At 70.6% G+C, this 20,654-nt stretch carries 21 protein-coding genes; 12 read left to right on the top strand and 9 right to left on the bottom strand.

What is annotated here, in order from left to right; translation table 11 throughout:
* Positions 1–63: 63 nt before the first annotated feature.
* Entirely contained in the window at positions 64–1,077 is a 1,014-nt protein-coding gene (locus QSK30_RS33110) for an ATP-binding cassette domain-containing protein (protein ID WP_285509040.1), read from the top strand.
* On the top strand, positions 1,074–1,880 hold the full coding sequence (locus QSK30_RS33105; protein WP_285509039.1) for an ABC transporter permease: 807 nt from the start codon (positions 1,074–1,076) through the stop codon (positions 1,878–1,880). The genes QSK30_RS33110 and QSK30_RS33105 overlap by 4 nt, the downstream gene beginning before the upstream one ends.
* 62 nt (positions 1,881–1,942) lie before the next feature.
* On the opposite strand, the gene QSK30_RS33100 is transcribed toward QSK30_RS33105, so the two are convergent.
* Both QSK30_RS33100 and QSK30_RS33095 read right to left on the bottom strand, forming a co-directional pair.
* A complete protein-coding gene (locus tag QSK30_RS33100) occupies positions 1,943–3,202 on the bottom strand; it encodes an MFS transporter (RefSeq protein WP_285509038.1) in 1,260 nt (419 codons plus the stop codon).
* A gap of 115 nt (positions 3,203–3,317) precedes the next feature.
* Positions 3,318–5,099 (bottom strand): phosphocholine-specific phospholipase C, encoded by a 1,782-nt coding sequence (locus QSK30_RS33095; RefSeq protein ID WP_285509037.1) that lies wholly within the window; start codon positions 5,097–5,099, stop codon positions 3,318–3,320.
* 150 nt (positions 5,100–5,249) lie between these two features.
* Between QSK30_RS33095 and QSK30_RS33090 the strand changes: the two genes are divergently transcribed.
* Positions 5,250–5,885, top strand: a complete 636-nt coding sequence (locus QSK30_RS33090) for a DUF4232 domain-containing protein (protein ID WP_285509035.1) — start codon at positions 5,250–5,252, stop codon at positions 5,883–5,885.
* A 46-nt stretch (positions 5,886–5,931) separates the two neighbouring features.
* On the opposite strand, the gene QSK30_RS33085 is transcribed toward QSK30_RS33090, so the two are convergent.
* Entirely contained in the window at positions 5,932–6,582 is a 651-nt protein-coding gene (locus QSK30_RS33085; RefSeq protein WP_285509033.1) for a response regulator, read from the bottom strand.
* Positions 6,579–8,255, bottom strand: a complete 1,677-nt coding sequence (locus QSK30_RS33080; protein ID WP_285509031.1) for a sensor histidine kinase — start codon at positions 8,253–8,255, stop codon at positions 6,579–6,581. Before QSK30_RS33080 ends, QSK30_RS33085 begins: the two co-directional genes overlap by 4 nt.
* 186 nt (positions 8,256–8,441) lie before the next feature.
* Between QSK30_RS33080 and QSK30_RS33075 the strand changes: the two genes are divergently transcribed.
* The 3 genes from QSK30_RS33075 to QSK30_RS33065 all read left to right on the top strand — a co-directional run bounded on the left by QSK30_RS33075 (position 8,442) and on the right by QSK30_RS33065 (position 9,374).
* Positions 8,442–8,567, top strand: coding sequence for a hypothetical protein (locus QSK30_RS33075; protein ID WP_285509028.1), 126 nt, complete (start codon positions 8,442–8,444; stop codon positions 8,565–8,567).
* Between the two features lie 37 nt (positions 8,568–8,604).
* Positions 8,605–8,955 (top strand): PASTA domain-containing protein, encoded by a 351-nt coding sequence (locus tag QSK30_RS33070; RefSeq protein WP_285509026.1) that lies wholly within the window; start codon positions 8,605–8,607, stop codon positions 8,953–8,955.
* Positions 8,956–9,032: 77 nt separating this feature from the next.
* Positions 9,033–9,374: a nucleotide pyrophosphohydrolase gene (locus QSK30_RS33065; RefSeq protein WP_285509024.1), complete on the top strand. Its 342-nt coding sequence runs from the start codon at positions 9,033–9,035 to the stop codon at positions 9,372–9,374.
* Positions 9,375–9,663: 289 nt separating this feature from the next.
* On the opposite strand, the gene QSK30_RS33060 is transcribed toward QSK30_RS33065, so the two are convergent.
* The 3 genes from QSK30_RS33060 to QSK30_RS33050 form a co-directional block, all read right to left on the bottom strand.
* Entirely contained in the window at positions 9,664–10,323 is a 660-nt protein-coding gene (locus QSK30_RS33060; RefSeq protein WP_285509022.1) for a sigma-70 family RNA polymerase sigma factor, read from the bottom strand.
* Positions 10,324–10,463: 140 nt separating this feature from the next.
* On the bottom strand, positions 10,464–11,081 hold the full coding sequence (locus tag QSK30_RS33055) for a glucosaminidase domain-containing protein (RefSeq protein ID WP_285509020.1): 618 nt from the start codon (positions 11,079–11,081) through the stop codon (positions 10,464–10,466).
* A gap of 85 nt (positions 11,082–11,166) precedes the next feature.
* Positions 11,167–12,129 carry an SDR family NAD(P)-dependent oxidoreductase gene (locus QSK30_RS33050; protein WP_285509018.1) on the bottom strand — a complete coding sequence of 321 codons (963 nt, stop codon included), beginning with the start codon at positions 12,127–12,129 and terminating at the stop codon, positions 11,167–11,169.
* Between the two features lie 165 nt (positions 12,130–12,294).
* Between QSK30_RS33050 and QSK30_RS33045 the strand changes: the two genes are divergently transcribed.
* From QSK30_RS33045 to QSK30_RS33035, 3 genes are all read left to right on the top strand, one after another.
* Entirely contained in the window at positions 12,295–13,194 is a 900-nt protein-coding gene (locus tag QSK30_RS33045) for an AurF N-oxygenase family protein (RefSeq protein ID WP_285509017.1), read from the top strand.
* Positions 13,195–13,247: 53 nt separating this feature from the next.
* Positions 13,248–14,426 carry an RtcB family protein gene (locus QSK30_RS33040; protein WP_285509016.1) on the top strand — a complete coding sequence of 393 codons (1,179 nt, stop codon included), beginning with the start codon at positions 13,248–13,250 and terminating at the stop codon, positions 14,424–14,426.
* Positions 14,427–15,480: 1,054 nt separating this feature from the next.
* Positions 15,481–16,623: a macrolide family glycosyltransferase gene (locus QSK30_RS33035; protein WP_285509014.1), complete on the top strand. Its 1,143-nt coding sequence runs from the start codon at positions 15,481–15,483 to the stop codon at positions 16,621–16,623.
* On the opposite strand, the gene QSK30_RS33030 is transcribed toward QSK30_RS33035, so the two are convergent.
* Positions 16,620–16,958, bottom strand: coding sequence for a metallopeptidase family protein (locus QSK30_RS33030; RefSeq protein WP_285509013.1), 339 nt, complete (start codon positions 16,956–16,958; stop codon positions 16,620–16,622). The genes QSK30_RS33035 and QSK30_RS33030 overlap by 4 nt on opposite strands.
* A gap of 10 nt (positions 16,959–16,968) precedes the next feature.
* Complete coding sequence (locus tag QSK30_RS33025) at positions 16,969–17,997, bottom strand: septum formation family protein (protein ID WP_285509012.1); 1,029 nt, start codon at positions 17,995–17,997, stop codon at positions 16,969–16,971.
* A 133-nt stretch (positions 17,998–18,130) separates the two neighbouring features.
* Here QSK30_RS33025 and QSK30_RS33020 point away from each other — a divergent pair, with 133 nt between their 5' ends.
* The 3 genes from QSK30_RS33020 to QSK30_RS33010 are packed head-to-tail and all read left to right on the top strand — an operon-like array spanning position 18,131 to position 20,527.
* Positions 18,131–18,835, top strand: coding sequence for a hypothetical protein (locus QSK30_RS33020; protein WP_352231660.1), 705 nt, complete (start codon positions 18,131–18,133; stop codon positions 18,833–18,835).
* A gap of 1 nt (position 18,836) precedes the next feature.
* On the top strand, positions 18,837–20,000 hold the full coding sequence (locus QSK30_RS33015; RefSeq protein ID WP_285509011.1) for a glutathionylspermidine synthase family protein: 1,164 nt from the start codon (positions 18,837–18,839) through the stop codon (positions 19,998–20,000).
* Positions 20,001–20,056: 56 nt separating this feature from the next.
* Positions 20,057–20,527, top strand: a complete 471-nt coding sequence (locus tag QSK30_RS33010; RefSeq protein ID WP_285509010.1) for a DUF350 domain-containing protein — start codon at positions 20,057–20,059, stop codon at positions 20,525–20,527.
* The last annotated feature ends 127 nt before the right edge of the window (positions 20,528–20,654 follow it).

The following is a 20,654-nucleotide window of genomic DNA, read 5'->3' as shown; positions in this document are numbered from 1 at the left end:
GTTGTCACCCGTCGGGTCTACCCTGCGAGGCCGTACTCATTCGGACTATGCCAGGGAGGGCACATGCCCCCGCCCGCGTCCTCGATCGCCGTGCGCGCGGAAGCGTTGGTCAAGACCTTCGGGTCCACCCGCGCGCTCGACGGTGTCGACCTCGAGATCCCCGCAGGCACGGTGCTAGGTCTGCTCGGCCCCAACGGGGCAGGCAAGACGACCACCGTCCGCATCCTCACCACCCTGCTGCGCCCGGACTCCGGGCGCGCCTTCGTCGCAGGCCACGACGTGATCGCCGACCCGGACGCGGTGCGCCGCTCGATCGGGCTCTCCGGTCAGTACGCGGCTGTCGACGAGCACCTCACCGGCTACGAGAACCTCTACATGGTCGGGCGGCTGTACGGGAAGAACCGCACCGACGCCACCGCGCGCGCCCGGGAACTGCTCAGCCGCTTCCGGCTGCAGGACGCCGCGGACCGGCCCGCCAAGACCTACTCCGGCGGCATGCGCCGCAGGCTCGACCTCGCGGGCGCGCTCGTCGCCGAGCCCGCGGTCGTGGTGCTCGACGAGCCGACCACGGGTCTCGACCCGCGCGGGCGGCTCGACACCTGGGAGGTCATCGGCGAGCTCGTCGCCGACGGCGCCACGGTCCTGCTCACCACCCAGTACCTCGAAGAGGCCGACCAGCTGGCCAACACCATCCTGGTGATCGACCACGGCAAGGTCATCGCCAGCGGCACCGCCGACCAGCTCAAGGGCCAGGTCGGCGGCGAGCGGCTGGAGATCGTCGTCGGCGAGCCCGCCGAGCTGGCCGCGGTGTCCCGGGTGCTCGCCGAGGTCGGCTCGGACGAGCCGACCACCGACGAGCAGCACCGGCGCGTCCAGGTGAAGGTCGACACCGGCCCCAAGGCGCTGGTCGAGGCGCTGCGCAGGCTGGACCAGGAGAGCGTCGCGGTGCTCGACGTCGCCCTGCACCGGCCGACGCTCGACGACGTGTTCCTCTCGCTCACCGGCCACGCGGCCGAGGACGAGCCGGAGGTCGAAACCGAAGGCAAGCGCAAGGGCAGGAAGGCGAAGTCCCGATGAGCGTCATCACGGCAGGCACCCGCGACAGCGGCGTGGTCACCTGGCGCAACCTGATGAACGTGCGCAGGCAGCCCGATCTGCTGCTCGGCGCCACCCTGCAGCCGATCATGTTCGTGCTGCTGTTCGCGTTCGTCTTCGGCAACAGCATCGGCGACGACCCGGGCGCCTACCGGGAGTTCCTGATGGGCGGCATCTTCGCCCAGACGGTGGCGTTCAACTCCGCGTACACCACCATCGGCATGGCCGCCGACCTGGAGAAGGGCGTGATCGACCGGTTCCGCTCGCTGCCCATGTCGCGGGCGGCCGTGCTGATCGGGCGCACCACCTCCGACCTCGTCGTCAGCGCGCTGGGTCTGCTGGTCATGTCGGTCTGCGGGCTGCTGGTCGGCTGGCGGATCCGGGGCAGCGTGCTGGACGCCGTGTTCGGCTACGGCGTGCTGCTGCTGTTCTCGTTCGCGGTGTCCTGGGTGGGCGCCTGGGTCGGCATGGTCTCCGGCAGCGTCCAGGTCGCGCAGAGCGCGGGCTTCATCTGGATGTTCCCGGTCACCTTCATCTCCTCGGCGTTCGTCTCCGCCTCCAGCATGCCGGGCCCGCTCAAGGCGTTCGCCGAGTGGAACCCGGTGACCGCGGTGGCCGACGCGGCGCGCGAGCTGTTCGGCAACAAGCGCGCGGGCGTGCTCGGCCAGTCCGACGCGTGGCCCGCCCAGCACTCGGTGCTCTACGCGACCCTGTCGTGCGTGGTGCTGCTGGTCGTCTTCACGCCGATCGCGGTGGCCAAGTACCGCAAGGTCGCCAGCAAGTAGCCGATCGAGCTCCAAGGGGCGGTGCCGGGTTCCGGTGCCGCCCCTGCCTTTTGCGCCTCCCCTTACGCCGCGGTGGCGCTCTCGCCCGCGATCGGCTCGACGACGGGCTCGTCCAGGGTGTCGATCTCGTCGTGGTGCCGGGCCAGCGCCACCCACACCCACCCGGCCAGGGCCAGCTGGATGCCCGCCGACAGCGCGAACACGGCCCGGGTGCTCAGCCACGCCGCCAGCACGCCGCCGAGCAGGGCGCCGATCGGGATCGCGCCCCACACCGCGGTGCGCCACACGCCCAGCACGCGGCCGAAGAGGTGCTCGGGGACCAGGGCGTGCCGCAGCGACCCGACGATCACGTTGATCGAGACCACCGAGGCGGCGAACAACCCGAACAGCAGGCTCGCCGCGACCGGGTCGGTCACCGCGCTCATCCCGCCGAAGCCCGCCGCGCAGCCCACGACCGACCAGGTCAGCACGTTCCGGCGGGACATCAGCCGGGTGAGCCGGGGCGCCACCGCCGCGCCGAGCAGCCCACCCGCGCCGCCGACCAGCGCGAACACGCCGAACGCGGCCTCACTCAGGCCCAGGTCCTGCAACGCGTAGAGCACCAGCAGCGCCTGGGCCAGCTCCGAGGCCAGCGCCAGGGACGCGGCGAACACCACCAGCTGCACCATCAGCGGCCGCCGCCGCACCCAGCGCAGGCCCTCGGCCAGCTGGACCCGCAGCCGCGGCGGCGGGCCTGCCACCCGCTTCGGCCGGTACTTCCCGCGCAGCGCCAGCAGCAGCGCCGCGGCGATGGCGAAGCCGACCGAGTTGAGCAGGAACGGCAGCGCCGCGAACGCCGCGAACGCGAGGCTGCCCAGCGGTCCGCCGAGGAAGGTCTGCCCGACGATCTCGGCCGACTGGAGCTTGCCGTTGGCCGACTCCAGCCCGGCCCGGTCGACCACCGCGGGTACCAGGGCCTGCGCGGCGCTGTCGGCCACCGTCTCGACCGTGCCGATCAGCAGGGCCGCGAGGTAGAGCAGCCAGATGCTCGCCGCGTCGAGGAGCACCAGCACCGACAGGCCGCCGACGATCACCGCGCGGGAGGCGTTGGCCACCAGCACCGCCCGCCGCCGGTCGACCCGGTCCACCAGCGCGCCGCTGAGGAGGGCGAAGAGCAGCCACGGCAGGAACGCGGTCGCGGACAGGCCCGCGATGAGCACCGGGTCGCGGGTGAGGCTCGCGCCCAGTAGCGGGACGGCCACCTTGCCGATGCCGTCGCCGAGGTTGGACAGCGCGCTGGAGCCGAGCAGCCAGCCCAGCCGTCGGTCGGTCCCGGTGCTCACGCCGCGACCTCCGTGGGCGCGTCGGGTAATCGTGCCCCCGTCATGCCCGCGACGCTACTTCCGCTCCGGAGGGGCCTCTAGCCCCGAACGGGCGGCAATTCTTCCCAGGTCACCCCTATCGTGTGAACCACCAGCGGTAGCCCGCCGGGCCGTGTACGGCCACCCGGTACCGGCCGCCGACGATGGGCAGTCGCTCCTCGTGCGTGCCGAGCACGTCGACGTGCACCGGGGGAGTGCGGTCACCGCCGTACCGGTGAATCGCGAAATGCGACCCCCGGGCGCCGTTGTCACGCAGGGTGATGATCAGCTCGTGGCCGCGCACCTTGGCGGTCGCCGTCGGCCGGTGCGGGAGCGGCCTGCTCGGCCGGGTGCCCGGCTCCTGCCGCGGCCGCTCGCCCACCGCGGGCGGCTGCGCTCGCCAGCGCGGCACGGCCGCGGGCACCGGGGCGGGCGTGGTGAGCGCGGGCCGGGTGGCGGGCCTGCGGAAGTCGAACGCTGACAGCAGGTCGCCGGACACGGTGCGCCGCCACGGGCTGATGTTGGGCTCGCGCACCCCGGTCCAGCGCTCCAGGAACCGGACGACCGAGGTGTGGTCGAAGGTCTCCGAGGAGACGTAGCCGCCGATGCTCCACGGCGAGATCACCGTCATCGGCACCCGGAAGCCCAGGCCGAGCGGCTTGCCCTCGTAGAACTCCTCGGTGCGCGAGCGCGGCGGCACCGGCGGGGCGACGTGGTCGAAGTAGCCGTCGTACTCGTCGTAGGTCAGGAACACCGCGGTGCGCGCCCACACCTGCGGGCTGCTCGCCAAGGCGTCGAGCACGTCGTAGACGAGGGCCGCGCTGGCCGCGGGCGAAGAGGCCGACGGGTGCTCGGAGTCCACAGCGGACGGAACGAGGTAAGAGACCTTCGGTAGGCGCCCCGCTTCAACATCCGCGCGGAAGCTGGACGCGAGCGTGCCAGGCGGTGTGCGGCGAAGACCCCGTCGGTAGAGCTGCCGTTCGGCCAAGGGGAGTGTCTTAACGCCGTTGTCCAGCTCTGCCAGCAACTTCTCCCGTTCGGCGGGTTCGGCAGCGCCAACGGCCTCGTAGAACGAAGTGAGGCTCTTGAACTTACCGCCGAGGGCTTTGCGAGCGATCGCCTTGAACGAGGCGAAGAACTCGATGCCGTTGTCCTGGTAGTTGTCCCACTCCTGGTAGGTCTGCCAGGACACCCCCGCGCGTTCGAGCCGCTCAGGGTAAGAGGTCCAGGTATATCCGGGGTGGTTGTCCTCGTCGTAGGCGTCGTTGCCGACAACCCGCCTGCCGTCGGCCTCGAAGCCGACGTTCCCGCTCCACAGGTAGAGCCGGTTCGGGTTGGTGGGGCCGAACATCGAGCAGTGGTAGGCGTCGCACAGGGTGAACGTGTCCGCCAGCTCGTACTGGAACGGGATGTCCCGGCGGTCGTAGTAGGCCATGGTGGCCGCCGACTTCGCCGCGATCCAGCCGTCGTTCCAGCCGCCCGCCCAGGCCTGCTGGCCGTCGGTCCAGCCGTGCGGCAGCGACCCGAGGTACTGGATGTCCGACCCGGGCCGGTTCGCCTGGGCGGCGGCCGCCCGCGCCGAGAACGGCAGGATTGTCTTGTCCCCGTTGGGTTGCGCGAACACCGGCTGCCCGTTCGGCAGCTCCAGCGCCGACCGGTCGCCGAAGCCGCGCACACCGCGCAGGCTGCCGTAGTAGGTGTCGAAAGACCGGTTCTCCTGCATGAGGATCACCACGTGCTCGATGGCGTGCAGGCCACCGGGGCGCGCGGGCTCGGCGACGGCCGCGAGCACCGACGGTGGTAACAGGGAAGAGGCGGCCACACCACCCGCGGTCGCGGCGGTCAGACTGAGCAGGCGGCGGCGGGACAGTTCGCTCACGAACGGCAAGGCTGCCTCCCGCGCGGCCCGGATCACAACCGATCCGGCGTGTACCGCAGGCGAACGTTGGGAACCACACCGGGTGGCGTCTAGTTGGCGATTAGCCCATTGTTGACCAAGAACGTGGATTCTTGACGAGTGGAGGTCATCATGCGCAAGGCAGTCATCGCGGGCGGGTTCGCGCTGGTAGCGCTGGTGGCGGGCTGCGCGGGCAAGGACACCGCTACGCCGCTCGCGTCGTCGCTACCACCCTCGTCCGCCACGGTGGGATCGCCGACCACGACCGATCCCAGCGCCGTGCCGACGACCAGCCCGACCGCGGTCCCCGAACAGCCCGCGACCACCCAGCCCGAAGACGGGGTGGGTAGCGCCAACGACTGCAAGGCGGCTGAACTCAAACTGTCCATCCGCGACGGTGACGGCGCAGCGGGAACGGTCTACCGCAAACTGGTCTTCACCAACGCCGGTACGCGTACCTGCGTGATCCAGGGCTTCCCCGGGATCTCTTACGTCGCAGGCGAAGACGGCCACCAGGTTGGCCCGGCCGCCTTCCGCGTGGGCACCAAGGGCGCACCCGTCACCCTCGCGCCCGGCGCGTCGGCGAGCACGGACGTCGGGTTCGTCAATGTGCAGAACTTCGACCCGGCCGTGTGCAAGCCGACTGATGTGCGCGGCCTGCGCGTGTACCCGCCGCACGACACCGCGTCGATGTTCGTCGCGGTGACCGGCCAGGGCTGCGCGGGCACCCCGCCGGGCAACCAGCTCACCGTGAAGACGGTCGTCTAGGAAAGACCGGGAAGACTGGGAAGTAGGAAGACTGGCAAGACAGCGCCTAGCCCACGTCGGCCATCAGCCCGGTCCGCCACGCCCACGCGGCGATCTCCACCCGGTTCCGCGCGCCGACCTTGGCCTGCACGGCGGCGAGGTGCGTCTTCACCGTCGAGAGCGACAGGAACAGCTCCGTGCCGATCTCGGTGTTGGTGAGCCCCCGAGCCGCCGCCCGCACCACGTCGGTCTCGCGTTCGGTCAGGTTGTGCCGCACCGGCCGCGGTGCCGACCCGGCCGCGAAGTGCTTGAGCAGCCGCACGGTGATCTGCGGCGAGACCAGCGCGTCGCCCCGGGCCGCCGCGCGGACGGCCTCCATCAGCAGCGCTGGGCCCGCGTCCTTGAGCAGAAACCCGCTGGCGCCGTTGGCCAGCGCGGTGTGCACGTACTCGTCGAGGTCGAAGGTGGTCACCACGACCACCCTGAGCGGGTCGGCGACCTCCGGGCCCGCCAGCGCGCGGGTGACCGCGAGACCGTCCATGCCGGGCATCCGGATGTCCAGCAGGCACACGTCCGGGCGCAGCTCGCGGGCCTTGGCGACCGCGCTGACCCCGTCGGCGACGTCGGCGACCACCGCCATGTCCGGCTGGGTCTCCAGGATCATCCGGAAGCCCGCGCGCACCATCTCCTGGTCGTCGGCGATCAGGACGCGGATCACGGTTCATCCCTTCGCAGCGGCAGTCGGGCGTCGACGACCCAGCCCGCCACCACGCCGGGCCCGGCCTGGAACCGGCCGCCGAGCAGTTCCACCCGCTCGCGCATGCCGACCAGACCGTAGCCGCCCGCGGCGGCGGGCGGCCGGACCTCGGGCGCCGGGGCGTCGTCGGCGACCCACACGTGCAGCTCGTCGCCCGCTGGCTCGATGGTGATCCGCACCGCCTCCGCCCCGGGGGCGTGCTTGCCGATGTTGGTCAACGACTCCTGCACCACCCGCAACACCGACCGGCCCACCTCGGGCGCCAGCGCGTCGGGCAGCCGCACCGCGAGCTCGACGGTGGGTCCGGTGACGTTGTCGGCCAGGCTCCGCACGTCGGCGGCCAGGTCGGTGGTCGCCTGGCCCTCCGCGCCCGCCACCGCCGCGCCGCGCATGCTGCCAACCAGCGTCCGCATCGCCGCCAGCGCCTCGGTCCCGCTCCGCTCGATCCGGGCCAGCGCCTCGGTGGCCGCCGCCGGGTTGCCCTCGGCCACCATCCGGGCCGCCTGGGCCTGCACGACGATCCCGGTGACGTGGTGGGCGACGACGTCGTGCAGCTCGCGGGCCAGCGCCAGCCGCTCGGCCTGCTGCGCCCCGGTGACCGCGACCCGGACCGACTGGTTGCGCTCGCGGTCGCGGGACCGGAAGTACTGGCCGGTCGCCACCGAGACCACCAGCAGGAACGCCGCCACCAGCAGGAAGTCCGCCGACCCGGTGCCCACCCGGACTGTGCTGAGCACGGCGAGCAAGTCGGCCCCGACCAGGCAGGCGACGCCCACCGCGGCGGACCGCCGGTCGGCCTGGCGGACCACGAAGGCTACCAGCGCCATGTGCGCGCCCGCGATGCTGGTCGACACCGGGAACCCGCGGTTGCCGGAGAACAGCGCGTCGATCGGCACCAGGGCCAGCGAGGCGGCCGACATCAGCGCGGCCGCGGTGACGGCGTACCGCACCGGCGCGCGCGGGGCCAGCACCGCGCAGTACGCGGTGCCGAGCATGAGCAGCAGCGGCAGCAGGAAGACCACCGCGCGGCTGTCGAGCGAGTACAGCGAGCCGCTGAGGTCCAACATGATCAACAAAACCAGCGCCCCGGCCAGCGGCCACTGCCCGCGCAGCAGCGCGCGGACGTCCGCGGGCATCCGGCGGTCGTCGTGCGCGCGCAGGGTGATCCCGGCGACGCACCCCGCGAGCAGCACGATCAACCCCGTCAGCAGGACCTCGCGGCCGTTGCCGTAGAGCCACTGGTGGTCCGGCGCCCGCAGGAAGACCCCGACACCCGCCGCGACTGTCATGGCCGCGACCGCCCCAGCGGCCACCAGGCCCCCGCACCGCCACACCACCAGCGCGATCAGCCCGGCACCGATCACGGTCTCCGATAGCAGCACGGTCTCGACGCCGAAGCCGCCACCGGGCGGCTGGTCGGCGACGCGCAGCAGTCCGGAGGTGACCAGGAAGGTCCCCGCACCCGCTAGGGCACCCGGCAGCGGCCGGTGCACGGCCAGCAGCAGGCAGGCCGCCAGCGGCAGCGGTGCGAATGGGACCAGGGTCTCCGACGACCGCAGGTAGAGCACATCGAACAGGTAGGCCACACCGACCATGCCCGCCAGCCAGCGCCGCGCGGGCGCGAGGAGACCCATGTCGGAGAACGTAGGGCGGATCGCCCGCGCCCGCCTCGGCCGACCGGCGCCACCCCATCGGCCGATCGGTCCGTTCCGGTGACCACGGCCGTAGCCGGTTGGCCGGGGGCGTTCACCTCCGTGGCCGATCCGCGCCGGGGGGTGCCGGGGCGACCCTGGTAGCAGCGCAAACAACGGGAGGACGTGATGGTGATGGTGGTGCTGGTGTGGATCGGCGCGGTGCTCGGGCTGGGCCTGCTGCTGGTGATGGCCCTGGGTCCGCTGATCGTGGACCTGGACGCACGCGGTGGCGGTCCGCGCGCTGATCGTTGATCATGGATGGTGCCAGCCGCCGAACCCAGGGGGTCCCATGCGCGTGCTCGCCACCATCCTCGCCACTGCCGTCGCCGCGGCCCTGTCGACCGCCCTGGTCGGCTGCGGCCCGAACGACCCGTCCCCGGAGATCCCGACGCTCGCGCCGCCGAGCGCGTCGGTGAAGTCGGCCACCGTGCCGAACGTGGTGGGGATGGTCCACCAGGACGCCCAGGACGCCATGCAGAAGGCGGGCTTCTACTACCTCACCGAGGAGGACGCGACCGGCAAGGGCAGGCTGCTGGTCGACGACCGCAACTGGGTGGTCGTCGAGCAGACCCCGGCGGCGGGCGCGGTGGTGCCGCAGTCGGACAAGGTCGTGCTGCGCTCAAAGAAGAAGACGGACTGATGCGCTCAAAGAAGAAGACGGACTGATGCGCTCGAAGAAGAAGACGGACTGATGCGTTCCAAGAAGAAGACGGACTGATGACGCTCGAAGAACTCGCCGCCCGGCAGCGCGCCTTCGCCCAGGCCCGCGACTGGGAACCGTTCCACACCCCGAAGAACCTGGTCATGGCGCTGACCGGGGAGGTGGGGGAGCTGACTGAGCTGTTCCAGTGGCTCACCCCGGACGAGGCCGCCGCGGCGACCGCCGAGCCCGCGCTGCGCGCGAAGGTGCACGACGAACTGGCCGACGTCCTGCTGTACCTGGTCCGGCTGGCCGATGTGCTGGACGTCGACCTGATCGAGGCGGCCAACGCCAAGATCGACCGCAACGAACACCGCTTCCCACCGAAGGTGGGCAAGGCGGCCCTCGACCGCCACTGACCCGCGGCACCGGCGATGAGTTGTCCCGATCGGCACGGCCTCGCGGTGCCTCGAAGTCGCGCCTCGGTGCGCACTGACTCGCCGCCGAACGAGATGGCCGCGCGCGTCGGTGTGCCCATCGACCTGTCCACCCCGGTGGGATCGCCCCGCCTGCCGTGGTCCGTCCCCCTCGGACGGGCCACGGCAGGCGATCTCCCGCCCCGGGAGTGGCGATCCCCCTCGATCCCCCTCTTCCCCCCACGCCCGCCACGGTCCGTCCCTCCCCGAACGGGGCCGCGGCGGGCGGGTCTCAGTGCCGCGCCAGCGTCTTGCGCAGCCGGTTCAGCGCCCGGTGCTGGGCGACGCGGATGGCCTCGGCGGTGGTGCCGACGACCTCGGCGGTCTCCTGCGCCGACATGCCCAGCACCACCCGCATGATCAGGATCTCGCGCTGGCGCGGGGTCAGCGTGCGCAGCAGGGCGCCGGTCTGCTCGACCAGCTCGTAGCGCAGCGCGCGCTGCTCCGGGCCGTCCTCGAGGCTCATCACGTCCGGGGTCTCGGCGATCGGGTCGGACTTGTCCCGGGAGTTGGCCCGGTGCACGTCGGCGATCTTGTGCGCGGCGATGCCGTAGACGAAGGACAGGAACGGCCTGCCGAGCTGCTGGTAGGTCGGCAGCGCGCGGAACACGGCCACGCACACCTCCTGCGCGACGTCGTCGGCGCTGCTGAACGAGCGCGGCAGCCTGCCCAGCTTGGCCCGGCAGTAGCGCACGACCAGCGGCCGCAGGAAGATCAGCAGCTGCTCGGTCGCGCTCGCGTCGCCGCTGATGGCGGCCGAGACCGCCGAGTCGAGGTTGTCGCGCTCCACCCGGGTGGGCGTGCGGGGGCCGAACCGGGCCGGTTCCCGGACGTTGGTCAGCGACGCCTCAAGGGCGGCAAGCTCGTCGTCCAGCTCCACCGTGCACGTCATCGCGTTCCTCCTGCGCCCTGGGCGTGTCTCTCACCCCTAACAGAGCGCGGGGGTCGGCGCGAAATACAGGACAACCGGCCCTATTTTCCATCGGCGGCGATTTTTTTCCGATTGGAGCCGCATCGTGCTCGGTCGGTCACTCAGGGGAGTGGGCGGTCCAGGCGGTACAGGTCGTGGTCGCGCATCACCCGGATGACCTTGGCGGCGTAGTCCGGGTCGGTCGCGTAGTGCTTGGCGACCTCGGTGGCGAACGCGTCCGGGTCGTGCGCCAGCGGCAGGGCGGCGGCGTAGTAGTCGCTGGTCGTCATCAGCCGCCCGTAGTCGCGGAAGGACGCGGTCATCGAGTCGTACACCCGGAACAGCGCCTGCACCTGCGTGCACGCGTCCGGGTGCGCGGGGTCCAGGCCGCACTCGGTGGTCGGGTAGTCGTGGCAGCCGACGGCCATCGGGCCCGGCCCCGACGCGGTGCACTTGAACCCGAAGTAGTTCCGGTCGTTGACCGCGAGCCTGCTGCTGCCCCAGGCCGACTCCAGGATCGACTGCCCGGCGGTGACCGAGGCCGGGATGCCGAACTCCCCGGCGACCGCCCGGGCGGCGGGCTCGGCGGCGCGCAGGTACTCGTCGTCCACCTGGCCCAGGGCTTGGTGCCGGACCTGGTCTTGGTCGACGCGGGCGGAACTGTCGGCGGCGGCCGGGCCGGGGGTGAACAGGAGCAGTGCAGCCGCCAAGCCGGTCGTGATGCGGTGTCTGCGTCTCATCGACCGAGGGTCGGCTGCGGCAGGCGGGCCTGCAATCCGATCATCACCCGGCCGAGCTAACCCGGCCGAAACAAACCTGCGGCGCCTAGATGGCCAGGCCGGTCTCCCGGACGCACAGGTCCCACAGCGCCTTGCGGTCGGCCGGGTCGTCGTGCTGCCAGGGCAGGTAGTGGGTGGGGCGGACCCGGCGGTCGTGCCAGAACTCGCCGGTCGAGTGCCCGGCCGCCGGTGCCGCCGCCAGCCAGACGATGGTGTCGGCGCCCTGCTCGGGGGTGCGCAGCAGCGGACCCATGACCTTGTTGAAGCCCGGCAGCGAGGACGTCACGCCGGGGGTGTCGGCCCAGCCGGGGTGGGTGCTGTGCACGGAGACGCCGTCGTCGGCCAGCCGCTGCGCCCACTGCTCGGCCAGGACCACCTGCATCCGCTTGGTGCGCGCGTAGGCCTTGCTGCCCGAGTAGTCGCCCTTGCGGTACTGCGGGTCGTCACTGTGCAGGCGCGCGGCGTACATGCCGCCCGAGGTCACGAAGATGACCCGTCCCTTCGCCGCGGCGAGCGCCGGGCGCAGCAGGCCGGTGAGCAGGAACGGGCCCAGCACGTGCGTCGCGAGGGTCATCTCGTTGCCCTCGGGGGTCTCCTGGCGCGCGGGCGGCAGGGCGCCCGCGTTGTGGATGAGCACGTCGAGGCTGCCGTGGTCGCCGGTGAACCGCTCGGCGAACGCGCGCACCTCAGCCAGGTTCGACATGTCGCACTGCTGCAGCTCGAGGTGGGCCCCGGGTACCTGCTCGGCGATCTCCAGGCGCGCCCGCTCGCCCTTCTCGACGTTGCGGACCAGCATGTGCACGGTCGCGCCGAGCTGGGCCAGCGCGGCGACCGCCGCCTTGCCCAGACCGGAGTTCGCGCCGGTGAGCAGCACGGTGGCACCCTCCAGCGCGCCCGGCGCCGGGTCGGCGGGCCAGAACCGGCTGCGCACCGAGTAGCCGATCTTGGTGTAGCCGGGCACGACCGCGCGGTCGAGCACGGTGTCCAGGATGTTCGTGGCGGTGCTCATGCGCCTGACGCTAGCCGCCGGTCGAGCGGGCCGCCGGGTGTCCACAAGGGACGGCCGATGATCGAGCCCTTGACAAGGTGGCCCAGCTCACGTCAACCTGGACGCGAGGTAACTGTTACCGGACGTAACACTGGTGGCGACGCGGCCACGGAGGGTGGGGCAGTGATGGCTCGAGTACTGCGACCGAAAGACCCTGAGCAGGTCAGCGCCAGGTTGCTCGAGGCATCCGTCCGCACCACCTACGACCCGTTCCTCGACATCGACTGGGACGCCCCGCTGGATCCCGACAAGGCCTACATGCCGCTGGAGCGGGTGTCCCTCTACGGCACCGACCTCTGGCGGGGCCTGAGCCACGAGCAGCGGATCGAGCTGTCCAAGCACGAGATAGCCAGCATCGCCGGGGTCGGCCTGTGGTTCGAGATCATCCTGATGCAGCTGCTGGTCCGCTACGCCTACGACCTGGACCCGCGCAGCGCGCACGCGCAGTACGCCCTCACCGAGGTGGGTGACGAGACCCGTCACTCGATCATGTTCGCCAAGGCGATCTCCCGGTTCGACGCGCCGAACTACGGCCCCGGCAGACTCCTGCACAACCTCGGCCGCGTCTACAAGGCGATCGCGGGCGGGCCGTCGATGTTCGCCTCGGTGCTGGTGGCCGAGGAGGCGACGGACCGGCTGCAGCGGTCCACTATGGACGACACGACCATGCAACCGCTCATCCGCATGGTGAACCGGATCCACGTGATCGAAGAGGCACGGCACGTCCGGTACGCGCGCGAAGAGGTCTTGCGCAGCGCACCGAAGCTGAACCGCGCGGAACTGGAGTTCCACCGGCTCGCCACCGCCGGGACCGCGCTGGCGGTGATGGACGCCCTCGTCAACCCCCGCGTCTACCGCGCGGTCGGCATCGCACCGCGCGTCGGCCGTGAGGCGGCGTTGGCCAACCCGAACTTCCGCGAGACCCGGCGCTGGATGACCGAGAAGGTCGTCGAGTTCCTCCAGGAGACCGGCATGATCGGCGGCCCGACCAAGGCCCTGTGGCGCCGCGCGGGCTTGCTCGGCTAGGCGCTGTGGATAACTGTTCGTGCGATCGACTCCGGTTCTCTAGCCTTTGATCCATGGCAGCGACGACGATCCCCGGCACGCACGTCGACATCCGGCTCTGGGCCCAACCGACCTCGGTCGAGGACCAGGCCATGCGACAGCTGCACAACATCGCCGCGCTCCCGTGGACCTTCAAGCACGTGGCCGTGATGCCGGACGTGCACTACGGCAAGGGCGCCACGGTCGGCTCCGTCATCGCGATGCGCGACGCCGTGTCCCCGGCAGCCGTCGGCGTCGACATCGGCTGCGGCATGACGGCGGTCCGGACGTCCCTGCACGCCAACGACTTACCGGCCACCCTCGCTCCACTTCGGACAAGGCTGGAGCAGGCGATCCCGGTCGGCTTCGGCGCTCACAAGGAGGCCGCCTTCGGCGACCGCGACGCGTCCGACTGGGCACCGTTCTGGAAGGCGTTCGAAGACCTGACCCCCACGGTCAAGGCGGACAGCAAGCGGGCCGTCCAGCAAATGGGCACCCTCGGCGGTGGCAACCACTTCATCGAGATCTGCCTGGACACGGCCAAGCGGGTCTGGGTGATGCTGCACTCGGGTTCGCGCGGCATCGGCAACATCCTCGCCCAGCACCACATCGAGGTGGCCAGGGGCCTGGCCCACAACGCCGAACTGCCCGACCGGGACCTGGCCGTCTTCCTGGCGGGCACCCCGCAGATGGCCACCTACCGGCACGACCTCTACTGGGCCCAGGACTACGCCCGCCGCAACCGCGCCGTCATGCTCCGCCTCATCTGCGACGTGCTCAAGGCGGACTTCCCCATCATCGAGTTCGACGACCCCATCTCGGTGCACCACAACTACGTGGCCGAGGAAACCCACTTCGGCGAGGACGTGCTGGTCACCCGCAAGGGCGCCATCCGAGCGGGCAAGGGCGACCTGGGCATCATCCCCGGCTCCATGGGCACCGGCTCCTACATCGTCCGAGGCCTGGGAAACCCTGACTCCTTCGAGAGCGCCTCCCACGGCGCAGGCAGGCGCATGTCCCGCACCAAGGCCCGCAAGCGCTACACCCGAGACGACCTCGCCAACCAGACCAAGGGCGTCGAATGCCGAAAGGACACCGGCGTCGTCGACGAGATCCCGGCGGCCTACAAAGACATCGACGAGGTACTGCGGGAGCAGGACGACTTGGTGGAGATCGTCGCCAAGCTCAAGCAGGTCATCTGCGTGAAGGGCTGAGCGAACGAAGAGTGGGGAATTGAGAGCGAGCGAATAAGAAGCTGATCCCGCTCCCGCAGGTACCGCAGCAGAGAAGCCGACCCCACCAGCACCCAAGAGAACCCCGTCCCCCCAGCTAACCGCAGCGGATAGGCCAATCCCGCTGGCACACAACAAGATCCCTACCCAGCTGGTACCGCAGCGGATAGCTCGACCCCACCAGCACCCCAGTGAGCCCAGTCCCCCAGCTAACCGCAGCGGATAGGCCGACCGCGCTGGTACGCAAGTCCCGTTACGGATGCTCGATCTAGTGGACTCGCTTCGTGTGGGGGGAGAGTGCCGCTAAACTTGCCGTGGGTGGGGATGCCCTTCACCCGCCCTTTTCTCTCCACCGCGGTGCTCTAGGGGCCCCGCACGAAGCGAGTTCACTAGATCGAGCCCCCGCTTTTACTCGGGCAGCCCAAGCGATGCGCCACCGCAGACGGTCGACCGTAGGTCGGCGTGTGGCACACCCCACGAGCTGCCCGAGTAAGAGCGGGGCTCGATTGGCTGGACTGCCTTCGCGCGGGGCCCCTAGAGCACCGCGGTGGGGAAAAAGCGTGGGGTGAAGGGCATCCCCACACACGGCAAGTTTAGCGGTGCTCTCCCCCCACACGAAGGCAGTCCACCCAATCGAGCACAAACGTAACGGGTGTTGCGTTCCAGCGGGCTTGGGATTTAGGGATTGAAAGATTAGGGATTAAGAGATTGTGGCCGGGAGCCGGGAGCCGGGAGCCGGGAGCCGGGAGCCGGGAGCGGAATTGGGGCAGCGGGCCGGGGCCGGGGCCGGGGCGGGGACTGGAGTTGAGGCTGGGGCTCGGGCTGGGCTGCGCTGGGGGAGGAGAGAGGGCTTGTTGCGCTCGCTGGAAAGTCAGGCGCGGTGGTCTCTTGGGTCCGCTAGGGTGGTTCCCATGTTCCAGATCTACTACCTCTGAGTGGCCCAGCGCCCACCCACGTCCAGGTGCGTGGGTCGCGTTGTCGTGTCCGCCAACGGTTCTAGTGTTCTGGAGTTCCCTTGTCACGTCACATCGCTTTCATGGCCGTGCCCGCTCACGGGCACGTCAACCCAAGCCTTTCCCTCGTGGCCGAGCTCGTCCGGCGGGGTCATCGGGTCAGCTTCGCCATCAACGATGAGTTCGCCGGTCTTGTGTCCAGTGCCGGTGCTGAGGTCGTTCGCTACACCTCCACTTTCCCGTCCGAAAAGGACGGTCGTAGCACTTGGCCGGATGACGCCGTTGGTGCGCAGCGGCTGTTCCACGACGAGTTCCTCGCCGTCACCCCGCAGGTCGAGGCCGCCTATTCCCGCGATCTTCCGGATGCCGTGGTCTACGACATCGGTGCTTGGCATGCGCCGGTGCTCGCCAAGCGCTGGGGTGTGCCCGCTGTGCAGTTGTCGCCGACCTTCGTCGCCTACGACGGGTGGGCGGAGGACTTCGGGGTGGACCTGAGCGCTGAGCCCCTGCCCGAGGCCAAGGCGATGGATGAGGAGTTCGCGGCCTTCGTCGCTCGCTACGCCACTGGCATCGATACGGTTGAGATCAAGTATCAGCCGCGACGGTGTGTCGTCACGATCCCTCGTGCGTGGCAGTTGCGGGGGGACACCGTCGACGAGCGGTACACCTTCGTCGGTCCCAGTGTGGACGAACGGCAGGGTGCCTGGACGGCACCTGCCGATCGCAAGACCCTGTTGGTCAGCCTCGGGTCCGCCTACACGGATCAGCTCGGCTTCTACCGCGACTGCGTGGCGGCGTTCAGTGGGCTGGGGTGGCACGTGCTGCTCTCCGTCGGGCGCTTCGTGGAGCCGGCCGATCTGGGGGTGGTGCCGCCGGATGTCGAGGTGGTCCAGTGGGTGCCGCAGGTGAGCGTCCTGTCCCAGGCGGCCACCTTCGTCACGCACGCGGGTATGGGCTCGACCATGGAGGCGCTGTACTTCGGCGTGCCGATGGTGGCCGTCCCGCAGGCTGTCGACCAGCACATCAACGGTGCCCGGGTCGCTGAGCTCGGGCTCGGTGCGCACCTGCCCGCCGACGAGGTCACGCCGGAGCGGTTGCGGGCCGAGGTCCTGCGGGTCAGCGCCGACCCGGACATCGCGGCCAACCTCGCGCGGATGCGTGCCGAGGTGCGTGCGGCCGGTGGGGCGCGGGCCGCCGCCGACGTGGTGGAGTCGCTGCTGGGCTAGCCCCAGCCGAGTTCGTGCAGGCGGGCGTCGTCGAGGCCGAAGTGGTGGGCGATCTCGTGCACCACCGTGATCACCACCTCCTCGACGACGTCCGCCTCGGTCTCGCAGATGTCCAGGATCGCCTCGCGGTAGACGAAGATCCGGTCCGGGAGCTCGCCGCTGTAGTGCGAGGTGCGCTCGGTCAGCGCGATGCCGTGGTAGAGGCCGAGCAGGGACGGCTCCTGCGGGTCGCGGTCCTCGACCAGCACCACGACGTTGTCCATCGCGCGGGCGAAGCCGGGCGGGATCATGTCCAGCGCGTCGGCGACCAGTTCCTCGAACCGGTCGCGGGTCATCTCCACCGGGTCAGCCCCCAGGAGCCGACGTGGTGGTGCTCGAACCGGACACAGTGGACGAGGGTGACACAGTGGACGAGGGCGACGCGGTGCCCGAAGTGGACGCGGTGCCCGAGGTGGAGGCCGCCGGGCCGGTGGCGCGCACGCTGCCCCGGATCGGGGCCAGCCCGGAACCGTCCGGCAGCTTGGCGCCCACCTTGCAGTCCACCTTCCGGGAGCCCGCCGCCCAGCTCTCCGGCTTCAGGGTGTCGGAGTACGGGGTCAGGTTCTTCGCCGCCAGGTCTGCCTTGCCGGTGTAGGCGTCGGTGACCTGCGTGCACAGCTCGGTGGCCTTCTCCGTCTGCGCCTGGTCGGCCGGGTACTCGCTCGGGAACGCCTGGCCGAGGTCGACGTTGCCGACGATCTCGAAGGCGTGCGCGGTGCCGCAGTCGATCGGGTCGCCGATGGTCTGCCCGTCCAGGGTCAGGCAGGTGCCCGGCTCGTGGATGTTGGACTGGTCCTGGTTCGCGGCCGTGCCGGTGCTGGTGATCAGCCCGCCGGACGGGCCGGTGCGCTGCAGGCCGCAGCGCAGCTTGCGGTCACCGTCCTGCCACTGCGCGTCACTGGGCTTGAGGGCGTTGACCTTGTACCGCCCGTACGGGTCGAGCTTGCCGCCCAGGTAGCTGGTGGCGCCGGGGGTGCACTTGGCCTCGGCGATCTCGCGCCAGCGCTGCACGTCCGGCGGTGGGGCCGACTCGGGGTAGTCCGCGCTGATGTCGACGTTGCTGGTCACCTCGAACAGGTGCGGCGCGGTGCAGTCGACCCGGCGCATGTTGCCGCCGTCCGGCGGCGTCCAGTCCAGGCAGCTGCCCGCGGGCGAGTCGAACGCGGCCTCCCGCTCCTGCTCGGCCGTGGGCACCCCGCCACCCACCGCCACCGGCCAGGAGAAGACCGTGCTGGTGGCCAGGAGCAGCAGCGAGCCGACGAACGCCCCGGCCATGATGAGCCGGGTTTTCGCCGTGCTGTCATTCGACCGAAACCAGTCGCCGCGTTGAGACATCTACTCCATGATGCCGTGTCCACCACAGGGGCGCGGCCACGGGAGCGAAACGGGGGTGGCGCAGGTTGCGATCAGGACAAACAACCGACGTCAACGGGTGGCCGTCGGCTAGGGTTCGCGCCGGGAGTGGTTCATGACTGACAACGACAAGCCGAAGGGCCAGGGCGAGCAGCCTGACTCCGCCGCGGAGCAGGCACCCGACCAGGTCGCGCACGGCAGCAGCGACGTGACCGGCGCACCGGACGCACGGGACCCGGCGACCGCCGGGAGCCCCGCCGTGCCCGCCTACGAGCCGGAACCGCTGCCCGAGCCGGAGCGCAAGCGCGGCTCGGTCAGCTTCCAGGACGAGTCGACCCGCGCGAAGGAGCCCACGCTCGCCGAGCAGCGGGCCCGCCGGGAGGCCCTGCGCAGGCAGCGCGAGGAAGAGGAAGCCGAGCTGCAGGAGGTCGAGCGCAAGCGCAAGCGGCGCAAGCGCATCCTGATCGGCTCCGGGGTCACCGTCGGCGTGGTCGCGCTGGTGGCTGTGATCTACGCCGCGTCCACTCCGGACGAGGTCGTGGCGACCTGCACCGACAGCAGCGGCACCGTCGTCGACGACGACTACTGCGACGACTCGTACGCCAGCTCCCACGGCGGCTACTCCAGCGGCGGGTTCATCTACATCGGCGGCAGCTCCTACCGCTACAACTACGGCGGCTCCGGCTCCGTGGGGCAGAAGGTCACCGGGGGTAGCTACGTGTCACCCTCGAGTGGCACCTCGGTCAAGACGCAGTCCGGCAAGTCCGTCTCCCGCGGCGGGCTGGGCGTCAGCAGCGGCGGCAAGAGCGGGGGCAGCTGAGTTGCGCCGAGACCGGTCCGAACCCCGCCCCGACTGGCGCAAGAAGATCGAGGCCCAGGGCCTCGTCTTCGGCACCCCCGCCCGCTACGGCGGCGGCGGGTCGCGCCCGTACTGGGACGAGTCGGTGCACTACGTCTTCGAGATGGACGAGATCCTCTCCCTCGAGGCCGACGTCGAGCTGCTGCACTCGATGTGCCTGGAGGCCGTCGACAACATCGTGCTCACCGAGCGCTACCGCGACTTCGGCATCCCGGAGTGGGTCTGGCCGCACATCGCCGAGTCCTGGAAGCGCCGCGACCCGCACGTCTACGGCCGCTTCGACCTGCGCTTCGACGGCTCCGGCCCGGCGCGGCTGCTGGAGTACAACGCCGACACCCCGACCTCCCTGCTGGAGGCGGCGGTCGTGCAGTGGTACTGGAAGACCGAGGTGTTCCCCGACGACGACCAGTGGAACTCGGTGCACGAGAAGCTGGTCGAGCGCTGGACCGAGATCGCCGAGACGCTGCCCTCGAGCGAGGCGCACTTCACCTGGTCGGGGGCCGACCCCTCCGGTGAGGACCACATCACCACCGCCTACCTGCAGGAGACCGCGGCCGAGGCGGGCCTGAACACCATCGGTCTGGCCATCGAGGAGGTCGGCTGGGACGAGGTGCTCAACCGGTTCGTCGACCTGGCCGAGTCGCCGATGCGCACGGTGATGAAGCTCTACCCGTGGGAGTGGATGGTCGGCGAGGAGTTCGGCAAGCGCGTCGTCGAGTCCATCCCCAGCACGCTGTGGGTGGAGCCGCTGTGGAAGATGCTGCTGTCGAACAAGGCGATCCTCGCGGTGCTGTGGGAGATGTACCCCGGGCACCCGAACCTGCTGCCCGCGTTCCTCAACGAGCCGGGCCTGCTCACCGAGTACGTGCGCAAGCCCATCCTGGGCCGTGAGGGCGCCAACATCCAGATCGTGGCCCCCGGCTACGAGACCCAGACCAGCGGCGTCTACGGCGCCGAGGGGTACGTGTACCAGGCGTTCGACCCGCTGCCCGAGTTCGACGGCTACCGCCCCGCGCTGGGCGCCTGGGTGGTCGGCGACAGCGCCGCGGGCCTGGGCATCCGGGAGACCGCGGGCCTGGTCACCGACGACGGCGCGGCCTTCGTCCCCCACCGGATCCCGCAGTAGCGCAACGACCAGCCAACCGCGATCAACCGCTCGCCCTGTACGTCCATGGAGGACCTGTGACCAGTCATCTCGCCGCGGTGTCGAATGTCGCGTTGCCCGCGGGCTTCGGCGCCGACCTGGGCAAGGGCATCGGCGCGATCGCCCTCTACGCGATCATCGGCCTGGTCCTGATGCTGATCGGCTTCTACGCCATCGACTGGACCACCCCGGGCAAGCTGTCCGACCTGGTCCGCACCGGCAAGCCCAACGCGGTGATCGTCACCGCCTCCGGCATGCTGAGCATGGCGCTGATCATCGTCGTGGCGATCTTCTTCTCGGCCAGCGACCTGACCGCGGGCCTGATCACCTCGGTGGTCTACGGCCTGATCGGCATCATCGTGCAGGTGCTGGCGGTGCGGACGCTGGAGTGGGTCACCAAGCTCGACGTCGGTGCCACCATCGAGAGCGAGAAGTTCGCCCCGGCCAGCGTCGTGGTCGCCGCGGTGCACATCGCGCTCGGCCTGATCGTCGCCGTCGCCATCTCCTAATACTCCAGCCGCACTTGGTGATCTTCGTGGTGTAGGTTGTCGATCTTGTGTTGACTGATGAGGATCTTGACGCCTGGGTGGCCGGGTTGGATGAACTGTTCGCCCAGGTGGCGGGCCGGTTCTACCG

The sequence above is a fragment of the Actinokineospora sp. NBRC 105648 genome (assembly GCF_030269645.1).
In the GTDB taxonomy this organism is placed as follows: Bacteria; Actinomycetota; Actinomycetes; order Mycobacteriales; family Pseudonocardiaceae; genus Actinokineospora.
Note: the sequence above shows the minus strand (reverse complement) of the source record. Positions and strands in the feature narration are given on the sequence as shown.

What these genes read in the sequence shown, in the direction of transcription:
- QSK30_RS33110 (WP_285509040.1), top strand. Translation starts at nt 64, where the DNA reads ATGCCCCCGCCCGCGTCCTCGATCGCCGTGCGCGCGGAAGCGTTGGTC.
- QSK30_RS33105 (WP_285509039.1), top strand. Translation starts at nt 1,074, where the DNA reads ATGAGCGTCATCACGGCAGGCACCCGCGACAGCGGCGTGGTCACCTGG.
- QSK30_RS33030 (WP_285509013.1), bottom strand. Translation starts at nt 16,958, where the DNA reads ATGACCCGCGACCGGTTCGAGGAACTGGTCGCCGACGCGCTGGACATG.
- QSK30_RS33020 (WP_352231660.1), top strand. Translation starts at nt 18,131, where the DNA reads ATGACTGACAACGACAAGCCGAAGGGCCAGGGCGAGCAGCCTGACTCC.
- QSK30_RS33035 (WP_285509014.1), top strand. Translation starts at nt 15,481, where the DNA reads ATGGCCGTGCCCGCTCACGGGCACGTCAACCCAAGCCTTTCCCTCGTG.
- QSK30_RS33080 (WP_285509031.1), bottom strand. Translation starts at nt 8,255, where the DNA reads ATGGGTCTCCTCGCGCCCGCGCGGCGCTGGCTGGCGGGCATGGTCGGT.
- QSK30_RS33045 (WP_285509017.1), top strand. Translation starts at nt 12,295, where the DNA reads ATGGCTCGAGTACTGCGACCGAAAGACCCTGAGCAGGTCAGCGCCAGG.
- QSK30_RS33090 (WP_285509035.1), top strand. Translation starts at nt 5,250, where the DNA reads ATGCGCAAGGCAGTCATCGCGGGCGGGTTCGCGCTGGTAGCGCTGGTG.
- QSK30_RS33050 (WP_285509018.1), bottom strand. Translation starts at nt 12,129, where the DNA reads ATGAGCACCGCCACGAACATCCTGGACACCGTGCTCGACCGCGCGGTC.
- QSK30_RS33055 (WP_285509020.1), bottom strand. Translation starts at nt 11,081, where the DNA reads ATGAGACGCAGACACCGCATCACGACCGGCTTGGCGGCTGCACTGCTC.
- QSK30_RS33060 (WP_285509022.1), bottom strand. Translation starts at nt 10,323, where the DNA reads ATGACGTGCACGGTGGAGCTGGACGACGAGCTTGCCGCCCTTGAGGCG.
- QSK30_RS33070 (WP_285509026.1), top strand. Translation starts at nt 8,605, where the DNA reads ATGCGCGTGCTCGCCACCATCCTCGCCACTGCCGTCGCCGCGGCCCTG.
- QSK30_RS33075 (WP_285509028.1), top strand. Translation starts at nt 8,442, where the DNA reads ATGGTGATGGTGGTGCTGGTGTGGATCGGCGCGGTGCTCGGGCTGGGC.
- QSK30_RS33025 (WP_285509012.1), bottom strand. Translation starts at nt 17,997, where the DNA reads ATGTCTCAACGCGGCGACTGGTTTCGGTCGAATGACAGCACGGCGAAA.
- QSK30_RS33065 (WP_285509024.1), top strand. Translation starts at nt 9,033, where the DNA reads ATGACGCTCGAAGAACTCGCCGCCCGGCAGCGCGCCTTCGCCCAGGCC.
- QSK30_RS33040 (WP_285509016.1), top strand. Translation starts at nt 13,248, where the DNA reads ATGGCAGCGACGACGATCCCCGGCACGCACGTCGACATCCGGCTCTGG.